Here is a 22,976-nt window from a genome sequence, read left to right as displayed (position 1 = left end):
GAGGTAGAAATGTATTGTTGTATTCCAAAATATATCTAACCCGTTTGAGCAATCAAACGGGTTTTGCTTTTAAACCTTTTTGGTCGCTTGATAAAGAAATTAAACAAATGGAAAAATTAAAAATCGCCATACAAAAGTCCGGAAGGCTTAACGAAGATTCTATAAAAGTACTAAAAGATTGCGGTATTTCTATTGATAATGGAAAAGACCAATTAAAAGCTTCAGCCCGGAACTTTCCTATGGAAGTGCTTTACCTTAGAAATGGGGATATCCCTCAGTACCTTAAAGACGGAGTCGTGGATATTGCCTTCATAGGGGAGAACGTACTGAAAGAAAAAGGAAGCAATATCACGGTTGCAGAAAAGCTTGGTTTTTCTAAATGCAGAGTCTCTCTGGCCGTCCCAAAATCTAGTACTTATTCAAGGATTAAAGATTTGGAAGGAAAGCGAATTGCTACCTCATATCCAAATACATTAAATGAATACCTTTCAGATAAGGGGGTCCGGGCTGAACTTCATATTATTAACGGGTCTGTGGAAATTGCCCCAAATATTGGATTGGCTGACGCTATTTGCGATATAGTATCCAGTGGTAGTACTTTATTCAAAAACAATCTTAAAGAGGTAGAAGTAATGCTCAAAAGTGAAGCTGTATTGGCCGTTTCACCAATGATCGATGAGAATAAGAAAGAAATTCTGGAGGATCTGAGATTTAGAATAAAATCCGTTCTGGTTGCCAGGCAATCCAAATATATTTTGATGAATGCCCCTAATGACAAATTAGGAGATATTATTAAATTATTACCGGGAATGCGAAGTCCAACGGTTTTGCCATTGGCTGAAGAGGGTTGGAGTTCAGTACATACAGTAATCAATAAAGATAAATTCTGGGAAGTCATAAATGAATTGAAACAGGCAGGCGCTGAGGGAATATTAGTTTGCCCGATAGAGAAAATGGTGCTATGAAAAAGATATTCAATCCTGAAAAAAAAGACTGGCCTGAACTTCTAGGGCGCCCAACTCAAACTGTTGCAGATATTGAGAGTACCGTAATGCAGATTTTCAATGAAGTGCAGGCTCATGGCGATAAGGTTTTAAATAAATATACAAGGCAATTTGACGGTGTTGAAATATCTGAATTATTAGTAAGCAGTGATGAGTTTATGGAAGCTGAAAAAGTAGTGCCTGATCAGCTAAAAGATGCGATACAAACGGCTAAATCTAATATTGAAAAGTTTCATAAGGCTCAGAAAACATCCAAAATAGAAATTGAAACCACGCCAGGCGTAACTTGCTGGCAGGAAAAAAGGCCAATTCAAAAAGTGGGTCTTTATATCCCCGGAGGCACTGCTCCTTTGTTTTCTACTATTTTAATGCTGGCAATTCCAGCCAATATTGCAGGATGTTCCGAGTTGATTTTATGTACACCTCCCGATAAATCAGGTAAAATAAACCCGGCTATTCTTTATACGGCTAAACTTTGTGGCATTACGCAGATTTTTAAAGTAGGCGGAATTCAGGCAATAGGGGCAATGACATTTGGAACAGAAAGTATAAGCAAGGTTTATAAAATATTTGGACCAGGGAATCAATATGTTACCGTAGCTAAACAAATAGCAACCAAATTTGGCGTTGCCATAGATATGCCAGCCGGTCCAAGCGAGCTTTTAGTAGTCGCAGATGATTCTGCCAATCCATCTTTTGTAGCCTCAGACCTTTTAAGTCAGGCTGAACATGGAACAGATAGTCAGGTAATACTGGTATCAACATCCAAATCGCTTATAGAAGAAGTCGAGGTGGAATTGCAAAAACAAATTATCAATTTATCAAGGGTTGCCATTGCTAAAAGGGCAATCGAAAATAGTAAGTTGATCTTTGTTAAAAGTGATGAAGTTGCAATCGATCTAATAAATGAATATGGGCCGGAACATTTTATTGTCTGTTGTAAAGACCAGGAATATTATATTAGAAACGTGGTGAATGCAGGCTCTGTTTTTCTTGGAAATTATACCCCGGAAAGCGCAGGTGATTATGCCTCCGGTACCAATCACACCTTGCCGACGAACGGTTATGCAAAACAGTATAGTGGCGTAAATCTGGACAGTTTTACCAAGAGCATTACTTTTCAAAGGATATCTGAAACAGGGATAAGGAATATTGGTAATACCATTGAAGTAATGGCAGAGGCAGAAGGACTTCAGGCGCATAAATATGCAGTATCGCTAAGACTTCAAAGTTTAAAAGACAAGTAATTGCATTTGCTTAAAGAATACGATTTATGAAATTTGACCTAAATAGATTGGTTCGGGAAAATGTAAGGGAATTAAAACCTTATTCATCGGCCAGAGATGAATATTTCTCTGATGGTTCTAAAATGGTATTTATAGATGCCAATGAGAGCCCTTATTCTAATGGAATTAATCGCTATCCTGATCCGCAACAACGTGAGCTTAAAACTCATTTAGCCCAAACGTTTTCTTTATCCCCGGCTAATATTCTTCTTGGTAATGGAAGTGACGAAGTATTGGATCTTATTTTCCGGGCATTTTGTGAGCCACATACAGATAATATCATTACAATGCCACCTACCTACGGAATGTACAAAGTTCTGGCGGGTATTAATGCGATAGAGAACAGGGAGGTTCTATTGACGGAAAGTTTTGAGCTTGATGTGGATAAAATATTGGAGTCTATAAATTCGAACACCAAGGTAATCCTACTTTGTTCACCAAATAACCCCACGGGGAACAGCTTTTCTGTAACACATATAGAATATCTGCTGAATAATTTTCAAGGTTTAATAGTCGTTGATGAAGCATATATTGATTTTGCGACCAAGAGTGGCTGGCTAAATAGATTTGGCCAGTTTCCTAATCTAATTGTGACCAGGACATTTTCCAAAGCCTATGGAATGGCGGGTTTACGCTTAGGAGTATGCTATGCGTCTGAAGATATAATTACTATCTTGAATCGAATAAAACCCCCATATAATGTAAATGAACTTACTCAGCGAAAGGCATTGCAAATGCTTCAGAATACTGCCTTAATAGAAGAACAGATTACTGAAATTTTGGCGGAAAGAGATCGAATGGTAAGACAGTTAGCCGAAATTAATTTTATAAATAAAATATATCCTACGGATGCCAATTTCATATTGGTAAAGGTTGATGATGCTGATAAAAGATATAAGGAAATATTAGAATCAGGGGTGGTGGTTAGAAACAGATCAACACAACCTCTTTGCGATAATACACTGCGGTTTACAATAGGTACTCCGAAAGAAAACGAAACATTGTTAAAAATATTAAACTCCTTGTAATGGAACTACAGCCCACCAGGAAAAAGGTCCTATTCATTGATCGCGACGGTACACTTATTGTAGAACCGCCAGACGAACAAACAGATAGCTTAGAAAAAATAGTATTCTATCCCGGCGTTCTTAGCTATTTAAGCAGAATTGCTATGGAATTGGATTTTGAATTGGTCATGGTGACTAATCAGGATGGTCTTGGATCCCAGACATTCCCCGAAGAAACATTTTGGCCGGCTCATAATTTTATTCTTAAGTGTTTTGAGGGCCAGGGGATAGTCTTTACAGAAATCTACATAGACAGAACCTTTCCACATGAAAATGCAGATACCCGAAAACCTGGTACAGGAATGCTGAAGAAGTATTTCGCTAAAGAATATGATTTGCTAAACTCTTTTGTAATTGGTGATCGGTTAACCGATATGGAACTGGCGAAAAATTTGGGATCTAAAGGAATTTATATAAATACAAATACGCATTTGGGTACAAATGAAATAACTGTTGAAGAATCGGAATTAAAGGAGACAATCGTCCTGGAAACGGCAGATTGGAAGGCCATTTATGATTTCTTAAAACTTGAAAACAGAGTCGCTGAAATTTCTAGAAAAACTAAAGAAACTGATATTCGTATTCAACTGAATTTGGACGGAACAGGGATAAGCAATATTTCTACAGGGATTTTATTCTTTGATCATATGTTGGACCAACTTGCCCGGCATGGTCAGATGGACCTGGATATCAGTGTAAAGGGTGATTTGGAAGTAGATGAACACCATACCATAGAGGATACAGGTATTGCCCTGGGGGAAGTCTTCCATAAAGCTTTAGGTAATAAGTTAGGATTGGAACGTTATGGTTTTTGTTTGCCAATGGACGATTGTTTGGCACAGGTAGCTCTGGACTTTGGAGGGCGGAGCTGGTTGGTCTGGGAGGCTGATTTTAAGCGAGAAATGATTGGCAAGATGCCAACGGAAATGTTTTATCATTTCTTTAAATCTTTTTCGGATGGAGCAAAAGCCAATTTGAATATAAAAGCAGAAGGAACCAATGAACATCATAAGATTGAAGCCATATTTAAGGCATTTGCCAAAGCAATCAAGATGGCCGTAAAGCGAGATGTGGATAAAATGTTATTACCAACAACCAAGGGATTGCTTTAGAAATATCGAATAGAGTAGCGAAACAAATAATCGCAAAGTATTAAAATACATGAAATTGGTTATAGTAAATTATGGGGCAGGGAATATCCAAAGCATAAAGTTTGCTTTTAAACGCCTTGGGGTTGAGGCCGTATTGAGTGATAAGCCTGAAGAGATAAAGGCCGCTGACCGTGTGATATTTCCGGGTGTTGGGGAAGCAAGTAGTGCTATGAATAAATTGAAGGCAAGTGGTTTAGACAAAATTATTCCGGAATTGAAACAGCCTGTTTTAGGCATTTGCCTCGGGATGCAGTTAATGTGCCATTCTTCGGAAGAAGGAAATACAAAAGGTTTGGGTATTTTTGATACCGATGTTGTCAGATTTACCAATAGCGTCAAAGTCCCGCAAATTGGATGGAATCAAATAACTAATCTTAAATCTGCTTTATTTAAGGATGTAATTGAAAAAGATCATATTTACTTAGTACATAGTTATTATGCCCCAATTTGTGAAGAGACTATAGCGGTCACAGAATATGAACTGCCGTATAGTAGCGCTTTACAGAAAGATAACTTTTATGGGGTTCAGTTTCACCCTGAAAAAAGCAGTAAAGTTGGAGCGCGCATTTTAAAAAACTTTCTGGAATTATAGTGAGAAATGAAAGAATTGAGAATCAGTACAGATATTCGTGAAATGGATATTGCTTTGGTCCATAATTATCTTTCAAAGCAATCATACTGGGCAAAAGGACGAAACATAAAAGAAGTTATAACATCTATGGAGAACGCTATATGCTTTGCCGTATTCGACGGCAAAAGGCAAATTGCTTTTGCGAGGCTCGTTACAGATTATGTAGTATTCGCATGGTTAATGGACGTATTTGTTATTGATGAATACAGGAGCAAAGGAGTAGGCAGGTTTTTGATGGATTATATTATGAATTTGCCCAGTATTGAGGAAGTAAATGGGATTGGTTTAAGAACAAATGATGCCCATGGCTTTTATAGAAAATATGGGTTTCACAAAATTTCGGAACCGGAAACTTGGATGCAAAAAAGACGATAAATGAGATTAATCCCGGCAATAGATATTATAGAAGGTAAATGTGTTAGGCTCTCACAGGGAGATTATGCTACCAAAAAAGTTTATAGCGAAAGTCCGCTGGAAGTAGCACTTAAATTTGAAGCTCATGGAATTCAATATATTCATCTGGTAGATCTCGATGGTGCAAAAGCAAAGCATATTGTAAATTATAAGGTTTTAGAAACCATTGCTACCAAAACAAATTTAAAAATCGATTTTGGAGGGGGGCTGAAGACGAATGAAGATTTAAAAATTGCCTTTGATTGCGGGGCCGGGCAGATAACCGGAGGCAGCATCGCAGTAAATGACCGTGACACTTTTCTGGGATGGATTGAAACCTATGGAGCAGAACGAATCATCCTGGGAGCAGATGTTAAAGACGAACGAATTGCAATTACAGGATGGCAGGAAGAATCGGATAAGAAATTGATTCCATTTGTTAAGGATTACCATAAGAAAGGGATCCGATATATCATTTGTACGGATATCAAAAAGGACGGGATGTTAGCAGGACCGGCAACAGACTTATATAAGCGGCTTCTTTCGGAAACGAGGATAAATAAGACGGTGGTAAGTATGAGTGGTGTGGAAGATGTTAAAATTCCGGGTATAAATCTTATTGCAAGTGGCGGTATAGCACATTTTGAAGATTTAGCCGAATTGCAAGAAATTGGTTGCGAAGGTGCCATACTAGGTAAAGCCATCTATGAGAATAAGATTAGTCTAGAGCAATTAGAACAGTTTATATTATCAGAATGACTAATATAAAAGATAAATGGGTGTCAGAATTTTTGGAAAATTCTATTTACAGATTAGATGAGGGTACCCGAATGATAAAAATTAGTCTTGATTCTATTACAGAATCAGATATCTGGAAAAAACCAAATGAATCGTCCAATAGTATTGGTAACCAATTAGTACATATATGTGGCAATATGACCCAATATATTATTGCATCTTTAGGAGAACAGGATGATTATAGAAATAGAGATAAAGAATTTTCAATGACCCATGGTCTTACTAAAATCCAGCTCATACAAAAATTGGAAGAAACTGTCAAAAATGTAAAGCTTGTGCTAAATGGGTGTAATAAAAAACAATTAATTACAAAACGTGAAGTACAGGGATTTAATCTCTCTGGAATAGGAATTGTAATTCATGCAGTTGAACATTATTCCTATCATACAGGTCAAATTGCATTTTGGACAAAGTTATTGACCAACAAGGATTTAGGATTTTTTGATGGTAGCGACTTGAATATTAAAAATAAACTTTAGAAGATGCTTACCAAAAGAATAATTCCCTGTTTGGATATTAAGGATGGCCGTACGGTAAAAGGTGTTAATTTCGTGGATTTACGAGACGCCGGAGATCCTGTTGAACTTGCAGAAGTTTATGCAAATGAAGGTGCAGACGAACTGGTTTTTCTTGATATTTCTGCAACAGAAGAAAGGCGAAAGACCCTTGCTGATTTAGTTAAACGGGTAGCAGAAAAGGTTAATATCCCTTTCACTGTTGGTGGTGGTATTTCTTCAGTGGAAGATGTTGATATCCTGTTGCATAATGGGGCAGATAAAGTTTCTATAAATTCCTCTGCGGTTAAAAACCCAGATTTAATTAATGAACTGGTTGCTAAATTCGGTTCTCAGTGCATTGTAGTGGCTATAGACGCAAAGCAAATAAATGGGGTTTGGAAAGTACATCTTATGGGAGGTAAAGTACCTACGGAATTAGAGCTGTTTCAATGGGCGAAGGAAGTTGAAGAAAGAGGCGCAGGGGAAATATTATTTACATCGATGGACCATGATGGTACAAAAAACGGATTTGCAAATAAAACACTGGCAAGACTCTCAACAGAGCGCAATATTCCCATAATTGCGTCAGGTGGGGCCGGAAACATGCAGCATTTTATAGACACTTTTAATGATGGCAAAGCAGATGCCGCGCTGGCTGCCAGTGTATTTCATTTTAAGGAAATGGAGATAAAAGATCTTAAAAAGGAATTACAGGATAATGGCATACCTGTTAGATTATAATTAAATTTTACTCTGCAATAAAAGAATTGAACTATGGAAATAGCATTTGACAAAAATAAAGATGGACTTGTACCGGCAATAATCCAGGACCATACTACCAAAAATGTACTAATGCTTGGTTATATGAATGAGGATGCCCTCAAAAAAACTTTGGAAACCGGAAAAGTTACCTTCTTTAGCAGGAGCAAAAATAGAATATGGCAAAAAGGTGAGGAAAGTGGTAATTATCTGAAATTGGTAGATGCTGCAATTGATTGTGACAATGATACCTTATTGATTGCTGCAAACCCCATAGGTCCTACATGCCATAAGGGAAGCGATACCTGCTGGGATAAAAAGAATGATCAAAATTTTGGTTTTCTAACCCAGCTTGAAACTGTAATATCGGATAGAAAAGAGCATAACAGTAATGAAAAGAGCTATGTAAGTTCCTTGTTTAAAAGTGGAATAAACAAAATTGCCCAGAAAGTTGGTGAAGAAGCAGTAGAAACTGTCATAGAAGCAATGGATAATAATGACAAGCTTTTTCTGGAAGAAAGTGCCGACCTACTTTTTCATTACCTTATTTTATTACAGGCTAAAGGTTTTCAACTTAATGATGTAGTGGACATACTCAAGAGCAGGCATTCAACAGAATAGTCCAAAATCTTTAAATTTTCTTAAAGTTAATACTGCATTTTATGAAATGTAGTACTTTTAGCTAATGGCTATAAAAACAGGAAAAGGCTTTCGATTTTTAAATTACGAGGCGCCACAACTTTCCCCTTTTGAAAAACTTTTTGAGATTTTTCAGGAACTTATCACGCATACCTCAGGTGATGTGGACGAGGCCCTGGATTGGCTAAGAGAATTGGATAAGGAGTATGAACTTACAGATGAGAATTATACCATTGATGATTTTATTGAGGACCTGAAGGCAAAGGGATTTTTACAGGAAGAATTAAAAGAGAGTAGTGGTGATGGTGAAGGTGAACCTGGTAAAGCTAGTCTTGCAATTACTGCTAAAATGGAGCGTATTATTCGTAAGCGTGCTTTAGATCAGATTTTTGGCAAACTTAAGCGAAGTGGAGCCGGGAATCATAAGACCGGCAAATCGGGTCAGGGTGACGAGCATACCGGTGATTTTAGGGAGTATCGTTACGGAGATTCTTTAGAGCATATTTCCATGACCGAAAGTTTGAAAAATGCCCAGATTAACCATGGTATGGATAGTTTTTCCCTCACCGAAGACGATCTTGTAGTTGAAGACACCCATTTTAAAGCTCAAATGAGTACTGTCCTGATGATAGATATTAGTCATTCTATGATCTTATATGGAGAGGACCGGATTACACCAGCCAAAAAGGTCGCAATGGCATTAGCCGAGCTTATTACCACAAGGTACCCGAAAGATACTCTTGATATTTTGGTTTTTGGTAATGATGCCTGGCCCATTCCCATTAAGGATCTTCCATACTTAAAAGTAGGACCATACCATACCAATACTGTCGCCGGATTACAGCTTGCTATGGATATGTTGAGGAGAAAAAGAAATACCAATAAACAAATCTTTATGATCACGGACGGTAAACCCAGTTGTTTGCGAATGCCGGATGGTACTTATTATAAAAATAGTGTTGGCCTCGACGATTTTATTGTTGAAAAATGTTACAATACGGCAAGGCAGGCGAGAAAATTACATATTCCCATTACTACTTTCATGATAGCACAAGATCCTTATTTAAGACAATTCATAAGGCACTTTACAGAAGCTAATAATGGAAAAGCATTTTTTACAGGACTGGAAGGTTTAGGAGAAATGATTTTTGAAGATTATGAACAAAATAGAAAAAAAAGATTAAAGTAAAACATTATATTAATTACATAAAGTATTGTTATATAAAGATTTAGATAATTATGAAAATAGATTTTAAAAAAATATCCACCTTAGGAGGGCTCAAGGCTTCAGGCTATCATAGCAGGAGTATAAAGGATGAACTAAGATGGAATCTACGTGATAAAATAAGCAAAGGAGAAGAGACTTTTCACGGCATTTGGGGGTATGAAGAATCGGTTATACCTGAGCTGGAGCGTGCTATTTTATCTCGTCATAATATTAATTTATTAGGGCTCAGAGGTCAGGCTAAAACGCGATTGGCAAGGCTAATGGTTAACCTGCTCGATGAATGGATACCTTTTGTTGAGGGATCTGAGATTAATGATGACCCTCTTAAGCCCATATCACGGTTCAGTAGAGAACTTATCAAGGAGAAGGGCGATAAAACGCCTATTTCGTGGCTGCACAGAGAAGATCGTTTTTATGAAAAACTAGCCACACCAGATGTGACTGTAGCAGATCTAATAGGCGATGTAGATCCGATTAAGGCAGCAAATATGAAACTATCTTATGCAGATGACAGGGTTATTCATTTTGGAATGATACCACGTTCCAACCGCTGCATTTTTGTTATCAACGAACTACCGGATCTCCAGTCAAGGATTCAGGTATCCTTATTTAACATTTTACAGGAAGGGGATATTCAGATAAGAGGCTTTAAATTGAGATTACCCCTGGATATTCAGTTTGTCTTTACCGCGAATCCGGAAGATTATACGAACAGGGGTAGTATAGTTACACCTTTAAAGGACAGGATAGGATCTCAAATTCTTACGCATTACCCGGAAGAAATTGAAATTGCCAGAAGAATTACCGAACAAGAGGCTCAATTAGATGAGAGGCAGGTAAAATCTATTTATGTACCAGACATGGCGAAAGATTTACTTGAGCAGATTAGTTTTGAGGCACGGAAAAGTGAATATGTAGATTCAAAAAGTGGGGTTAGTGCACGAACAAGTATTACGGGCTTCGAAAACCTGTTAAGCACTGCAGAGCGAAGAGCGTTGATCTCCGGTGAAGATAAGACACAGGTAAGGCTTAGTGATTTTATGGGAATCATTCCGGCTATTACTGGCAAAATAGAACTGGTATATGAAGGCGAACAGGAAGGTGCAGATACAGTTGCACTTATACTATTTGAAGATGCCATTAAAACGTTATTCTCCAATTATTTTCCAAAGATTGAGAAATTGGAACAGAAGGATGCTGAAAGCCCATATGATGACCTGATCAATTGGTTCTTTGAAAGCGAGGGATTTGATTTAATGGACAATTTAACAGATAGTGAGTATGAAGATACCCTCAACGGCATTCCCGAACTAAACACGCTTATTAAAAGGTATCAGCCTGATATTCCCGAAGAGGATACATATTTTCTTAAGGAATTTCTATTATGGGGACTTGTTGCTAATAAAAAATTAAGTAAACGCAGATTTCAAAAGGGATATCAATTTAAAGACCTTTATGGGAGTTTTATAAGTAAGTTATAAGCTTCAATCAAAGTTTTAGAATTCTGTGATCACCTTAAATTCTTTGTCACTTTTATTTAGTATACAATCATTAAAATTACTACAGATTTAGTGTGCTTTCTTTATGTGAAAAGACCCTGGAAATTCATCCAGGGTCTTTTGCATTGCCATAACATAATAGAAAATTATTATTACCAGGAATCAATATTCTCATTAAGGTTATCAAAGTTATATGGACCCACTATTAATGTTCTGTGTTTAAACGTCATTATGGTTATGAAAAGTAGAAAGAACTGCAAAAGAAAAATCATTGTGCCAACAGGTATAAATGTATTTGGCACAATATGGTCCTTATATTCAGAATAGCTAAGCAATATATATCCCGTATCCATTATTTTAAAAATGTAAATAAGAAAAATGCCATACATGGCATATTCCAGATTCCGCATTTGTGGATCTGTATACTCCTGTACTTTTATTTTAAACCAAAGGACATATAGATAAATAAAATGAACTACTGTAAATAATGGAAATATATAGTTGTCAAATTTGAAAAAGTAAAACTTATTGGTATACAAACCATAAAAGTTGAAAACTATAAGTATTGCAATAACTGCAATGGATAGTACCAAACATTTCCTCCAGGAAAATAGTTTTAAAATTGCCTTCATATAAGTAGGTTGCAAGGCTTTGGGAAACCTTGTTGCAATTTTTAACGTAAGCCTATATTCTTTATTTGAAAAAATTCGATGAAGCGCAAACAATGTTGAGTAACCTCAAAAAGTTGTTGCGAAAACAACTTGGGTTTCCGTTTTCTAACCTCTTTTTTTGATTATGCTGAGGGTGTCCGCAAAAGTATATGTCCCAAAAAAATTAAGCTTTACCAGATCTGTTCAAGAATCTTTATAATAAATAAGAATAAGAATAAAACAAAAAAAGGCGCATATTTAAATATGCACCTTTTTGAAAAGATTAGTTTCTTTCTAAGTAATCCAATTGCGTTTCTCTGCAATCCGGGCGAATTGTACCAGTGCAAAGCTAATAATAATAACAAGCAACGGAATAATTATACCTGGCAGCGGACCATAAATTTCCGCAGCATTAGTCATAAAAAATGAATATCCCATCTGTATTAGTATAGCAATAAGGGAAAGCAATAGTATAGGTTTGGCCCATTTTTTTCTAAGTAAAAGGGCAATACACCCCAGAAGGCCACCCCACACAGCTATAGCAAATGCAGCTGTAACCCATGCCGGAATACCGTCCATTAAGGTCAATTGATCTGCAGTGTATTGCTCTTTCATCTCATCAGTCATGTATGCCTGTTCCAGATAAGACATAACTCCCATTAAGTTCCATAATAGTGCTAGAATGCTCACAATCCAAAACCAAACAGGTGGTTTTGTGTTTAATTTTTCGCTCATTTTGTTTTAGTTTAGGTTGTTTTATACTATACAAAATACAAAAAAATGTATTTCCTATTTTAAATAATCTATGAATTCCCAAGATAAGTCAATACGTAAATACCAAAACTACCCTATCAAGACCGTAGAGAAATAAATTCAAAGTTTCAGAAATTACTATCTGGAAACCTTACATTTAATTATCTTAACCATCATGAAAAAACGCTATTATTACTTGATTAGAGTTCAGTTTTTAGGCTTCAGATATAGTGGATGGCAAAAGCAACCCGGACAAAGAACTATAGAAGGAATGCTTCTTAAAACACTTAAATTTATTCTTCCCCAACAGAAATTCAAAATCTTAGGTGCTGGGAGAACTGATGCAAAAGTTTCAGCATTAGATGCGGCTTTTCAACTGATACTCGAAGAAGAACCAATTTCGGATTTATCGGATTTTATTAAATTATTTAATAACAACTTACCTACTGATATTAAGGTATTTAAAATAAATTATATAGATAAAGGCTTTAATATTATTAAGGATAGTAAATCTAAGGAATACCGCTATTTTTTTTCTTTTGGTGAAAAGAACCACCCTTTTTGTGCACCTTACATGGCAAACATTTTAGAGGATCTGGATATAAACCTTATGATAAAGGCTGCAGCACTTTATACAGGCACCCACAATTTTAGGGCTTATACCGCGAAACCCGGAGAGAATAAACAAGTAACAAGAACATTAACTTCTTGCGAAATTATAGAGAATACAGAAATTAATGCCAGTTTTTTTCCAGAGCGCAGTTATATACTTAGAATTTGCGGAAAAGGATTTATGCGTTACCAGGTTAGGATGATTATGGGCGCTCTGGTCCAATTAGGCAAAGGTCTGCTTAGCATACAGGAAATTGAATCATCTTTACTTGAAGGCACAGAAATAAAGATATCTTATATCGCTCCCGGTTCTGGACTGCTATTGCACAAGCTTGAATTTGAATAAACCCCGTAACTAGAATTTTTTGTACATTGAAACAAAAGTAATTCTATGCCAAGTTGGGGTTATATTGTTGTTATATTGTTTCTGGTTTATATAGTAATTAGCGCACTTCTTTATTTTCTTCAGGATTACCTTATGTTCAAACCCGAAAAGCTCCCTAAGGATTTCCTGTTTCAATATGAGCACCAGGAAATAGAGGAATACAATGTTGAAACAAGGGATGGAGCAATAATAAATGGACTTAGATTTAAAGCAAGGCAGCCTAAGGGTATTGTATTCTATCTAAAAGGAAATTCCAAAAGTATAAAAGGCTGGGGGAAGTTTGCTGTTGATTTTACAAGGCATGGCTATGATGTTTTAATGGTAGATTATAGGGGTTTTGGTAAAAGTACAGGCAGGCGCACGCAGAAAGCCATTAAGCGGGATATGCAGGTGATCTACAATAAAATAAAGGAAAAAGTTGACGAAAAATATATCATTCTTTACGGTCGCTCTTTAGGTTCTGGTTTTGCCGCCAAACTAGCATCTATGAACAATCCAAGAATGTTGATTCTGGATGCTCCTTATTACAGTTTAAGTAAAGTGGCCAAAAAATACATTCCTTTTATGCCTCTTTCGATACTGATTAAATTTCCTATGCCTACCTATAAATGGCTACAATACGTAAATTGCCCTATCCATATTATTCATGGCACAGATGACAAGTTGATACCTTACAAGAACAGCGTTAAGCTATCCAAAATAAAACCGACTTCAACAACCTTACATACAGTGATTGGAGGCGGTCATAAGAATTTGAATACATTCGAATCTTACCATAAAATGTTAAGTGAAATTATCACTAAAAAACCAATTAAAGTTGATCTCAAAGGATCCAGTATACATGTGAAACACAATTTAAAGGTTTAAATGGGCAAACTAAAAAAAATTGTTCTATTTCTATTATCGGCTTATTTACTCATATCTACTATGCTCTATTTACTTCAGGAAAAACTAATTTTTTTACCTTCTAAATTACCTTCAGATTATACTTATTCCTTCACACAACCCTTTGAGGAAATTTATTTAACAGCTGCAGATGGCGCCGTTTTAAATGGTATTCATTTTAAACAGAAACAAGCTGAAGGAGTTATTGTGTATTACCATGGCAATGCCGGCGATCTTACCCGTTGGGGTAATATTGCGCTCTTTTTTGTTGAAAAGAACTATGATGTGATTATTATGGACTACAGAACCTACGGAAAAAGTACAGGTAAGCTTAGTGAAGAAGCGCTTTATAGTGACGGACACCTATTTTATGAATACGCTTTAAAACATTATGATGAGTCGGGAATTACATTGTACGGTCGTTCATTGGGTACTGGGATTGCGACTAGGGTGGCATCACAAAACAACCCATTTCGCCTTATCCTGGAAACGCCTTATTACAGTCTTTTAGATTTGGGAAAAAACCGTTTCCCGTATTTGCCGGTCCAGTGGTTTTTAAAATATCCATTAAAAACATATGAGTACATTTCAGAAGTGAGCTGTCCGATAGCATTTTTTCATGGCACAGAAGATAGAGTAGTGCCCTATAATTCCGGTTTACGCCTTTTTAATTCCGTCTCAGTCAATAAAAACAAATTCTTTACAATAAAAGGCGGGCGACATAATAATTTAAAGGAATTCCAGGTCTATCGTGATGGGATTCAGGAAATTCTTTCTCCTGTCAGTCAAATAAATCTGAAGATAAATAGCGATCTCCCCGGTCACAAATAATTGAAACAATCAGGCCACTTTTAAGGCTTGCAGCAAGTTTTAAAGCGGCTACAGTTGCTCCACCACTACTCATGCCTGCAAAAACACCTTCTTCCTTAGCCAGGCGCTTAGCCATATTCCTTGCTTCATCTTCGCTTACTTCCATAATCTGATCAACTTTTGAAGGGTCGAAGATCTTTGGAAGGTATTCTTTGGGCCATTTTCTAATTCCGGGAATTTTAGATTCATCTTTGGGCTGTACACCTACAATAGTTACATTTTTGTTTTGTTCTTTCAAATAGGTCGAGGTACCCATAATAGTTCCAGTTGTTCCCATTGAGGATACGAAATGGGTGACTTTCCCTGCCGTATCCCTCCATATTTCCGGGCCAGTAGTCTCGAAATGTGCTTTCCAGTTATCGTCGTTTGCAAATTGGTTAAGCATTTGATAACCATCTTCTATTACCTTTGCCTCTGCGTAGTCACGGGCACCTTCTATACCCAGCTCCGCATTGGTTAATGTAACTTTTGCTCCATATGCACGCATGGTTTGTACCCTTTCCTTAGTTGAATTTTCGGGCATTACTAATTCAATATTTAGCTTATATATGCCGGCAATCATTGCCAGGGCAATACCTGTATTACCGCTGGTTGCCTCAATTAATTTGCTGCTGCTGTTAATCTCCCCACGTCCTATCCCGCTTTTGATCATATTGTAAGCGGCCCTATCCTTTACACTACCTCCAGGGTTATGGCCTTCCATTTTAAACAGAAGGGTAACACCAGGGTTGACATTTAAAGATCTTGAGGCCACAAGAGGTGTGTTCCCTATTAGATCTATAATACTATGAGACATTAGGCAAGGTTTTTATTTTTATTTCAGCGCTATGAAATACTGTAGAATTTGGGGCCACAGAAGAAGTCACCCAGGCGTTTCCACCAATTATCGAATTTTCTCCAATTATAGTATTGCCACCTAAAATAGTGGCATTAGCATATATGGTAACATTATCCTCTATAGTAGGATGGCGCTTAGTCTTCTGCAAATTTTTAGCCACATATAACGCTCCTAAAGTCACGCCCTGATAGATTTTTACATTATTTTTAATTATTGCCGTTTCGCCGATGACTACTCCCGTAGCATGATCAATAAAAAAGGATTCTCCTATATGAGCACCAGGATTTATATCTACTCCGGTTTGTCTGTGAGCATATTCTGTCATTAATCTGGGAACCAGGGGAAACCCCTTGTTGTATAATTCATGAGCCAGTCGATAGATAGCTATTGCATAAAAACCGGGATAAGCCATATAAACTTCTTCAATTGATAAGGAAGCCGGATCGCAGCTGGCTATTGCCTCTGCGTCTAAATTCAGTTTTTCCAGGACCATAGGCAGTCTTTCCAAATAATTTCCCCATATTTTGGCACAGGGCTTTTCAACATCCCAACAAGCAAGATTTATCAACTCATCAAATTTAATTTCAAGAGATTCAATATTTGTCTCAACGGGAGTTTCAATATCAAATAAAGTAAGGAATAAAAGGTCTGTAAAATCTTCCACATTACGCTTAAGGCGATATCTGAGATTGGGTTGCTTTTTATTTTCGATGATTTTCTTTATGATTATTGACTTATCCATTGTACGATTTTGAGTATCAAAATTAACCAATATTTAAAAAGCATCTAGCCAAAATGGTTAACTTTAGCATAAAATTAATACCGCTTAGTCGAATGGCAAATACAGTAATTACTAAAGACACACTGCGTTTTTTGAACGAATTGAAAAAAAACAATAATCGCGAATGGTTTGAAGAACATAAGCCTGAATTCAAATCTTTGGAATCTGGTGTAAAAGGATTTTATAACAACCTGATGGATAAGATGAAAGAACATGATGAAATTGAAAAACTAAAAATGTTTCGAATTTACAGGGATGTAAGATTTTCCAAAGACAAAACTCCATATAAATCTCATTTCGCAGGTTCTTTTTCAAGGGCCGGAGCAAAGCTTAGGGGTGGTTATTATTTGCAGATTCGACCCGGAGAATCATTTATAGCTGCGGGTTTTTGGGAACCTAATAAGGAAGATCTATTACGCATTCGCAAAGAATTGGAACATGATGCCACGGCCTTTCGAAAAGTAATCAATAAGCCTTCCTTTAAGAATATTTGGGGTGAACTAGTAGGGGATGAAGTAAAAACAGCTCCTAAAGGATTTAATAAGGAAGATCCTAATATTGATTTGATAAGGAAGAAAACTTTTATTTTTGTGCGAAATTTTACCGATAAAGAAGTGTTGAATAAGGATTTTATTGATGAAGTGAACACCTCCTTCAAAGAAATCAGATCCTATTTTAATCAAATGAGCGAAATCCTCACTACCAATCTCAACGGAGAATCCCTTCTAAACTAATACCGAAGCTTCGAAAGCCTGCACCTGGTCTTTTAGACGTTCAACTACCATATTCATCATCCGTTTATTGAGAGCCGATGAGTTTTGAATATAGGTCATATATTCTTCAACCGTAAATTGTCCAATGACCATTCCCTTAAGGGCATTTCGGAATTTGATGTCTTTTTGAATAGCATTTTCTATGTAATCCAAACGCTTTTCAATGCTCATGTCATAAAACGCATTCTTATGTTTAATAATATAGTTCTTAAATGCCTCGATTAATAATGGGTTCTGAAATTTGATTATAGGACGCAAGGTTTTGTTCTGGAATTGCTCGTCTTTACTCATGTCAGGGGTTATTTTGGCATTTGGAATCTCCGGCCTTAGGCCAAGGAGGTCAGCAGATCTTTGGTTCATCTGAAGGAGTTTCTATAAAAATAGATAATACGCCATCCATGCTGTACTTAGAGTGCAATTAGTTGTTAACTTGTTTATGAACATGAAGAATTTCAAAAAAAATAGTGCAATAGTCTATTTGTATAAGTTCCTTTTCCATAATATTATGAATTATATGTAATTTCATCATCGTTTAAAAGTAATAAGATGCAGCATGAAATTTGGTAAAGTAGACCACCCGGATCTTATAGATTTAACCCTTCCCCAAAATCATCCTCACCTTCCAGTTATATTAGCTTCTGGTGTTAGTAACAGCCCATTAAAAATATTTGTAGGCTGTGCCAAGTGGAATAGACAGGATTTAAAAAATTTTTATCCCCGGGGGACTAAAGAAGAATTGCCATATTACAGCAGTCAATTTAATTGTATAGAACTCAATGCCACCTTTTATCGCATATTTCCCATTGAACAATATGCAGCATGGTACGATATGGTACCGGATACCTTTAAGTTTTTCCCTAAGGTTGTTCAAAATGTAAGTCACCTGAGACGTTTAAACGACATGGCATACAGGTTTCAAAGATAAATTGGGAACTATATTTTTACAAATGCACCCCAACTTCGGTCCAAAAAACTGGGATAGGGTAGTACGCTTGGTGGAATACTGGCCCAAAGAATTTCCTCTTGCCCTGGAATTCAGGCATACAGATTGGTTTAATGATAAACATGTAGCTCATGAGCTTTATAATTTATTAGAAGAAAGAAATATTGCCAATGTCTTGGTAGATACTGCCGGAAGAAGAGACATTATGCATATGCGGCTCACTAACAACGAGGCTTTTATTCGTTTTGTTGGAGCCAATCATAAAAGTGATTATCAACGTCTGGAGGAATGGGTAGAACGGCTTTGGGAATGGCATAGTTTGGGCCTTAATAATATCCATTTTTTCATTCATCAGAACATGGAGTTGGAATCTCCATTGTTGTCCGCGTTCTTTATAAAGAAGCTAAATGAAAAATTCAGGATTAAGCTTAATGTACCAAATACGCTTGCTACTAATATCAATTAATAAATAGGCAGGAAGCAAGAATCAGAATTGTGATAAGCTATTCCTGACTCCATGATGCATTAAATGTAATTTTTGAATTCAGAAAAACTCTTTTTCATTTTATTGCAGTCAGAATGTTTCTTGAGTTGAATTTGGACTTCATGAATTCCGGCCTGCTTATTAGATTCTAATGGAGGTTTATCCACATAATTGGAGAAAAAAGAAAAAAGAAGTGCAACGAAGTATTTACTGATTGTTTGCATGAGGAAATTGTTTAGGTTTATTAAAGCTATTCAATTTCATCCCTCATAATAAAGTAATTAAGAAAAGTTTATTGTTAGCTTAACATTATTTATAATTCTTCCCCAATTATTTGTTAACACTTTTACCTTTTTCGGACAGATATAGAAATCTAATTATGTTTTAGGCTTAAATCACAAATTAAGTTCAAACTATTCGCTACTGTTTGGTAAGGGCTTACTTTTTAAGAGAGAGTGCATATTCCTGAACCTCATCCAGTACTCTTAGCAAATTGCCTCCCCATAATTTTTCAATTTCGGATTCAGAATATCCTCTTTTTACCAATTCTAAAGTTATATTAAAGGTTTCGGAAGCATCCGACCATCCTTTAATACCACCGCCACCATCAAAGTCAGAGCTTATTCCCACGTGGTTTATCCCTATCAGATTAACCATATAGTCAATATGGTTCACAAAGTCCGACACGTCCACTTCGGGCGGCACATCGTTTCGATCAGCAACAACTGCTCTTGCTATTTCGGTAACTCTTTTGGAATTTTCAAGATAATCATCCTGTTGTTTTTCGGTGAGTTGCCCTAATTTGGATTTTTCAATCCATTTTATTCCAAGTGAATCTGCTATATGCTTGTATATTCCTATCATATAATTTTCCCTTTTATCATATTTGGCAGTATTTAAATAGGCATCCAGGGCCACCGTTTGTACAACCCCTCCATTTTCTTTGAGTAATTTTAGTTGCTCATCATCTAAATTTCTACTGTGATCACATAGCGCACGTGCAGAAGAATGGGAAGCTATTATTGGAACTTTAGATAAGGAAACAATCTGAATCATCGATTCTTTTGAAATATGTGAAATATCAATCATAATACCCAATCTATTCATCTCATATACAGCTTCTTTACCTAGATTACTTAAACCATTATATAGCCATATATTATCTTTTTCTCCTGTATTAGAATCACAAAATTGACTATGGCCATTATGGGCAAGTGAGATATACCTGGCGCCCAATTTTTGATATTGTTCAAATTTGGATAGATCCTCGCCAATCGGATATGCATTTTCCACACCAATCATAGCTATTTTCTTGCCAGTTCGATGAATATTCCTAACCTCTTCGGAAGTTCTGGCAAGATCGATTTCATTAGAACCGAGAGTATCACACAAACGGTGTATAGCTTTAAATTTGGCCATGGCATTTGCCTCTGCTTTAGCATAACCTTCGGGGTTTAAGGAATCCTGACCAGTATAGACAATAAACCATGCCACATTTAACCCACCGGCCTTCATTTTCGGTAAATTAACCTGGGTCTTCAGATCCTGAGTGTAATTTATACTATCCGTAAAATTTTTCACATTAATATCATCATGCGTATCAATCGTAATCACATTTTTATGGATTTGTTTGGCGCTTGCTTCAAGATCCAAACTTTGTGGTGTTTTATGTTCATTGCACCCAATGAACGATAAAAGACAGAAAATACCGACAATATGACGCATTCTATATGTTTTAGACCTACAAATAAAGCAATTTGACAACATAATACGCATGCTAGGTAACATTTAATTGCCCAGGGGTATGTAAATGAGGATTTTTAGACATGATAAAGCTTATAAAACTCGAGTTTGAGAAGTCCCTGCGTACAATTATACTTTTGAATCTACGATCATCAAATTAACTAAAAAGTACCCCCTTGAAACCAAAAAACCTACTTTCTCAATTGTCGGAACTGGAGACGACTCTCAATAATTTTTCATTTGAAGAATTATCTGCAGATGAAGCCACCCGTCTTAAAAAATCTTTTGAAGCCTTTAAAACCCATCTTGAAAAAAGGATTTGGGGAGAAGATATAACACTTAATCAGGATTCCAAATCAGAATCGATAAAAGAAAAAGAACAGTTGCAAAAGGCACAGGAAATGCTTATTGCAACAGTTAGCCATGAGATACGAACCCCACTCAGCGGTATAATTGGATTTGCAGACCTTTTAAAAGAAGGGGAACTTTCCGAAGATCAACAGGATAAGGTAAACGCCATTCAATCGGCTTCCAATTCCCTTATGGATATTATCAACGAACTTTTGGAATATTCCAAACTTTCAGCTGGATTGGAAAATTTCGAGATGCTTGATTTTAATTTTTTCAGCATAATACAGGATGTTGTTTATCTCTGTAATACGCTTATGTTGGGTAAAGATGTAAAACTCGAAGTTGACATTGACAGGAACATCCCTGAGAACCTTATTGGGGATCCTTCTAAACTATCACAAATATTACTAAACCTGCTTGGGAATTCTATAAAATTTGTAGAAGAGGGCGAGATAATGCTTAAAATTAAACTACTCAGACAGGGAAAAGAAAAGGTTGTATTAGACTTCATTGTTACTGATACCGGAATTGGAATCTCCAAAGAGGATTTAGAACATATTTTCGGTTCATTTAAACAAGCTAATCAGCAAACATTTTCCAAATATGGTGGCGCCGGGCTTGGATTGAACATTGTGAAGCAGATCGTCGATAAACTTAACGGGGATATAAAAGTTGAAAGTAAGCTTGGCGTTGGTACAACATTTAAATTCAAGCTGCCCTATACAACTGGTTCAACTACTGCCATATCTAAATCTAAACCAACTGAAATCTCTTCGGAAGACGTAAAAGGAATGAGGATCCTGGTATTTGAAGACAATGAGTTAAATCAGCGGCTTATAGAGCGTCGACTAAACTCTTGGGGTTGCAAAACCTATATTACGGAAAATCCCATTTACGGTCTTAATCTCCTTGAAACAAATGCAATTGATATTGTACTCATGGATCTCAGAATGCCCATAATGAGTGGGTTTGAAGTAACAGAAAAAATCCGGAAGAGCACTAAAAAAGAAGTGGCGGAGATACCCATAATAGCACTCACGGCAGACTTCACCTTTGATGATAAAAACGAATGTGAAAATTATGGAATCAATGATTTCATCCTTAAGCCGTTTAGCCCGGAAGAACTACTATCAAAATTAGTTAAAAACAGGCATGACCTCCAAACTAATTTTAAATTAAACACGTCATCGGACGATAATCAGGTTGATCAGACGGTATCTGATTCGAGCTTTAACCTTAATTCTGTTTTAGAAGACTGCATGGGCGAGTTAGAAATGTTAGAGGAGCTGATAGGTCTTTACAAAAGAAATGCCCTTGAATTTATAGGTAATGTTAAAATGAAACTCCAGGATGGCGATGCAGAAGGGGTTGCGTTCGCAGCACACAAGATAAAATGTGGTTTAAAAATGATGCAGACGATGGACCTGTTTTCCATCGTTGAGCAATTAAATACAGCTGCAAAGACTACTAAAGATAAAAATCATATGCAATTTCTGCTAAACCGATTTGTTCAGGAATATCCGAAAGCAGAAAAGATGATTGATGAAGAATTAAGACGATTAAATAAAAACAGAAACGAGTAGGATGGTAAAGAAGAATCTGTTATTAGCGGAGGACGATGAGTTGCTAGCATCTTTATTGGATTATAGACTTCAAAAAGGGGGCTATAATGTCCATTTAGCGAAAGATGGCAGGGATGTAAAAGAATATCTTAAAACGGCAACTCCTGATATTATTGTCAGTGATATAATGATGCCCTATTTCTCTGGAATTGAACTTATAGATTATGTAAGAAACCAATTGAATTCAAAGATTCCAATAATCATTATTTCGTCTGCAGGAAACGAAGAAAATGTTCTTAGTGCTTTTGAATTAGGAGCCAATGACTTTATATCTAAACCAGTGAGTCCTTCGGAACTTTTGGTTAGGGTGGGAAGGGAGCTAAATAAAAAATAA

24 protein-coding genes and 1 pseudogene are annotated in these 22,976 nt (G+C 36.5%); 19 read left to right on the top strand and 6 right to left on the bottom strand.

The features are described from left to right. Positions 1-107: 107 nt before the first annotated feature. The 12 genes from hisG (at position 108) to Q0X66_RS05130 (ending at position 10,934) form a co-directional block, all read left to right on the top strand. On the top strand, positions 108-965 hold the full coding sequence (hisG, locus tag Q0X66_RS05185; protein ID WP_297703908.1) for an ATP phosphoribosyltransferase: 858 nt from the start codon (positions 108-110) through the stop codon (positions 963-965). Then, positions 962-2,251, top strand: coding sequence for a histidinol dehydrogenase (gene hisD, locus Q0X66_RS05180; protein WP_297703906.1), 1,290 nt, complete (start codon positions 962-964; stop codon positions 2,249-2,251). Before hisG ends, hisD begins: the two co-directional genes overlap by 4 nt. 26 nt (positions 2,252-2,277) lie before the next feature. Then, the gene (hisC, locus tag Q0X66_RS05175; RefSeq protein ID WP_297703904.1) at positions 2,278-3,318 is read left to right on the top strand and encodes a histidinol-phosphate transaminase; all 1,041 of its coding nucleotides are present in this window, start codon (positions 2,278-2,280) and stop codon (positions 3,316-3,318) included. Further along, positions 3,318-4,469, top strand: a complete 1,152-nt coding sequence (gene hisB / locus Q0X66_RS05170) for a bifunctional histidinol-phosphatase/imidazoleglycerol-phosphate dehydratase HisB (RefSeq protein ID WP_297703902.1) — start codon at positions 3,318-3,320, stop codon at positions 4,467-4,469. Before hisC ends, hisB begins: the two co-directional genes overlap by 1 nt. 49 nt (positions 4,470-4,518) lie before the next feature. Beyond that, complete coding sequence (hisH, locus tag Q0X66_RS05165) at positions 4,519-5,100, top strand: imidazole glycerol phosphate synthase subunit HisH (protein ID WP_297703900.1); 582 nt, start codon at positions 4,519-4,521, stop codon at positions 5,098-5,100. A 6-nt stretch (positions 5,101-5,106) separates the two neighbouring features. Then, a complete protein-coding gene (locus tag Q0X66_RS05160; protein WP_297703898.1) occupies positions 5,107-5,514 on the top strand; it encodes a GNAT family N-acetyltransferase in 408 nt (135 codons plus the stop codon). Next, positions 5,515-6,291 carry a 1-(5-phosphoribosyl)-5-[(5-phosphoribosylamino)methylideneamino] imidazole-4-carboxamide isomerase gene (locus Q0X66_RS05155; RefSeq protein ID WP_297703895.1) on the top strand — a complete coding sequence of 259 codons (777 nt, stop codon included), beginning with the start codon at positions 5,515-5,517 and terminating at the stop codon, positions 6,289-6,291. Continuing rightward, on the top strand, positions 6,288-6,809 hold the full coding sequence (locus tag Q0X66_RS05150) for a DinB family protein (RefSeq protein WP_297703893.1): 522 nt from the start codon (positions 6,288-6,290) through the stop codon (positions 6,807-6,809). The genes Q0X66_RS05155 and Q0X66_RS05150 overlap by 4 nt, the downstream gene beginning before the upstream one ends. 3 nt (positions 6,810-6,812) lie before the next feature. Next, positions 6,813-7,568, top strand: a complete 756-nt coding sequence (gene hisF / locus Q0X66_RS05145) for an imidazole glycerol phosphate synthase subunit HisF (RefSeq protein WP_297703891.1) — start codon at positions 6,813-6,815, stop codon at positions 7,566-7,568. A 33-nt stretch (positions 7,569-7,601) separates the two neighbouring features. Continuing rightward, positions 7,602-8,207: a bifunctional phosphoribosyl-AMP cyclohydrolase/phosphoribosyl-ATP diphosphatase HisIE gene (gene hisIE / locus Q0X66_RS05140; protein ID WP_297703889.1), complete on the top strand. Its 606-nt coding sequence runs from the start codon at positions 7,602-7,604 to the stop codon at positions 8,205-8,207. 64 nt (positions 8,208-8,271) lie between these two features. Further along, entirely contained in the window at positions 8,272-9,414 is a 1,143-nt protein-coding gene (locus Q0X66_RS05135; RefSeq protein ID WP_297703886.1) for a VWA domain-containing protein, read from the top strand. Positions 9,415-9,464: 50 nt separating this feature from the next. Further along, a complete protein-coding gene (locus Q0X66_RS05130; RefSeq protein WP_297703884.1) occupies positions 9,465-10,934 on the top strand; it encodes an AAA family ATPase in 1,470 nt (489 codons plus the stop codon). Between the two features lie 170 nt (positions 10,935-11,104). Here Q0X66_RS05130 and Q0X66_RS05125 read toward each other — a convergent pair whose 3' ends face one another. Both Q0X66_RS05125 and Q0X66_RS05120 read right to left on the bottom strand, forming a co-directional pair. Next, positions 11,105-11,584 (bottom strand): hypothetical protein, encoded by a 480-nt coding sequence (locus Q0X66_RS05125; RefSeq protein WP_297703881.1) that lies wholly within the window; start codon positions 11,582-11,584, stop codon positions 11,105-11,107. A 312-nt stretch (positions 11,585-11,896) separates the two neighbouring features. Next, complete coding sequence (locus tag Q0X66_RS05120) at positions 11,897-12,337, bottom strand: hypothetical protein (RefSeq protein ID WP_297703879.1); 441 nt, start codon at positions 12,335-12,337, stop codon at positions 11,897-11,899. A 193-nt stretch (positions 12,338-12,530) separates the two neighbouring features. On the opposite strand from Q0X66_RS05120, the gene truA reads away from it, so the two are divergent. Genes truA through Q0X66_RS05105 form a run of 3 tightly spaced genes read left to right on the top strand, consistent with a single transcriptional unit; the run spans position 12,531 to position 15,068 of the window. Beyond that, entirely contained in the window at positions 12,531-13,313 is a 783-nt protein-coding gene (gene truA / locus Q0X66_RS05115) for a tRNA pseudouridine(38-40) synthase TruA (RefSeq protein WP_297703877.1), read from the top strand. A gap of 45 nt (positions 13,314-13,358) precedes the next feature. Further along, positions 13,359-14,219 carry an alpha/beta fold hydrolase gene (locus tag Q0X66_RS05110; RefSeq protein ID WP_297703875.1) on the top strand — a complete coding sequence of 287 codons (861 nt, stop codon included), beginning with the start codon at positions 13,359-13,361 and terminating at the stop codon, positions 14,217-14,219. After that, a complete protein-coding gene (locus Q0X66_RS05105) occupies positions 14,220-15,068 on the top strand; it encodes an alpha/beta hydrolase (RefSeq protein ID WP_297703873.1) in 849 nt (282 codons plus the stop codon). It begins immediately after the preceding gene. Here the strand turns inward: Q0X66_RS05105 and cysM are convergent. Both cysM and epsC read right to left on the bottom strand, forming a co-directional pair. Continuing rightward, positions 15,019-15,903 (bottom strand): cysteine synthase CysM, encoded by an 885-nt coding sequence (cysM, locus tag Q0X66_RS05100; RefSeq protein WP_297703871.1) that lies wholly within the window; start codon positions 15,901-15,903, stop codon positions 15,019-15,021. The genes Q0X66_RS05105 and cysM overlap by 50 nt on opposite strands. Next, a complete protein-coding gene (gene epsC, locus Q0X66_RS05095; protein WP_297703868.1) occupies positions 15,893-16,687 on the bottom strand; it encodes a serine O-acetyltransferase EpsC in 795 nt (264 codons plus the stop codon). The genes cysM and epsC overlap by 11 nt, the downstream gene beginning before the upstream one ends. A gap of 92 nt (positions 16,688-16,779) precedes the next feature. On the opposite strand from epsC, the gene Q0X66_RS05090 reads away from it, so the two are divergent. Next, complete coding sequence (locus Q0X66_RS05090; protein WP_297703866.1) at positions 16,780-17,460, top strand: DUF2461 domain-containing protein; 681 nt, start codon at positions 16,780-16,782, stop codon at positions 17,458-17,460. Here Q0X66_RS05090 and Q0X66_RS05085 read toward each other — a convergent pair. Next, entirely contained in the window at positions 17,452-17,859 is a 408-nt protein-coding gene (locus tag Q0X66_RS05085) for a glyoxalase (RefSeq protein WP_297703863.1), read from the bottom strand. The two genes, Q0X66_RS05090 and Q0X66_RS05085, sit on opposite strands and share 9 nt — an antisense overlap. Before the next feature lie 193 nt (positions 17,860-18,052). Here Q0X66_RS05085 and Q0X66_RS05080 point away from each other — a divergent pair. After that, positions 18,053-18,908, top strand: a pseudogene (locus Q0X66_RS05080) (DUF72 domain-containing protein). A gap of 456 nt (positions 18,909-19,364) precedes the next feature. Here the strand turns inward: Q0X66_RS05080 and Q0X66_RS05075 are convergent. Further along, the gene (locus tag Q0X66_RS05075) at positions 19,365-20,651 is read right to left on the bottom strand and encodes a dipeptidase (RefSeq protein WP_297703861.1); all 1,287 of its coding nucleotides are present in this window, start codon (positions 20,649-20,651) and stop codon (positions 19,365-19,367) included. A 194-nt stretch (positions 20,652-20,845) separates the two neighbouring features. On the opposite strand from Q0X66_RS05075, the gene Q0X66_RS05070 reads away from it, so the two are divergent. Continuing rightward, on the top strand, positions 20,846-22,603 hold the full coding sequence (locus Q0X66_RS05070) for an ATP-binding protein (RefSeq protein ID WP_297703859.1): 1,758 nt from the start codon (positions 20,846-20,848) through the stop codon (positions 22,601-22,603). Between the two features lies 1 nt (position 22,604). Next, positions 22,605-22,976, top strand: coding sequence for a response regulator (locus Q0X66_RS05065; RefSeq protein ID WP_297703857.1), 372 nt, complete (start codon positions 22,605-22,607; stop codon positions 22,974-22,976).

The organism is uncultured Eudoraea sp., assembly GCF_947260015.1.
Lineage (GTDB): Bacteria > Bacteroidota > Bacteroidia > Flavobacteriales > Flavobacteriaceae > Eudoraea.
Note: the sequence above shows the minus strand (reverse complement) of the source record. Positions and strands in the feature narration are given on the sequence as shown.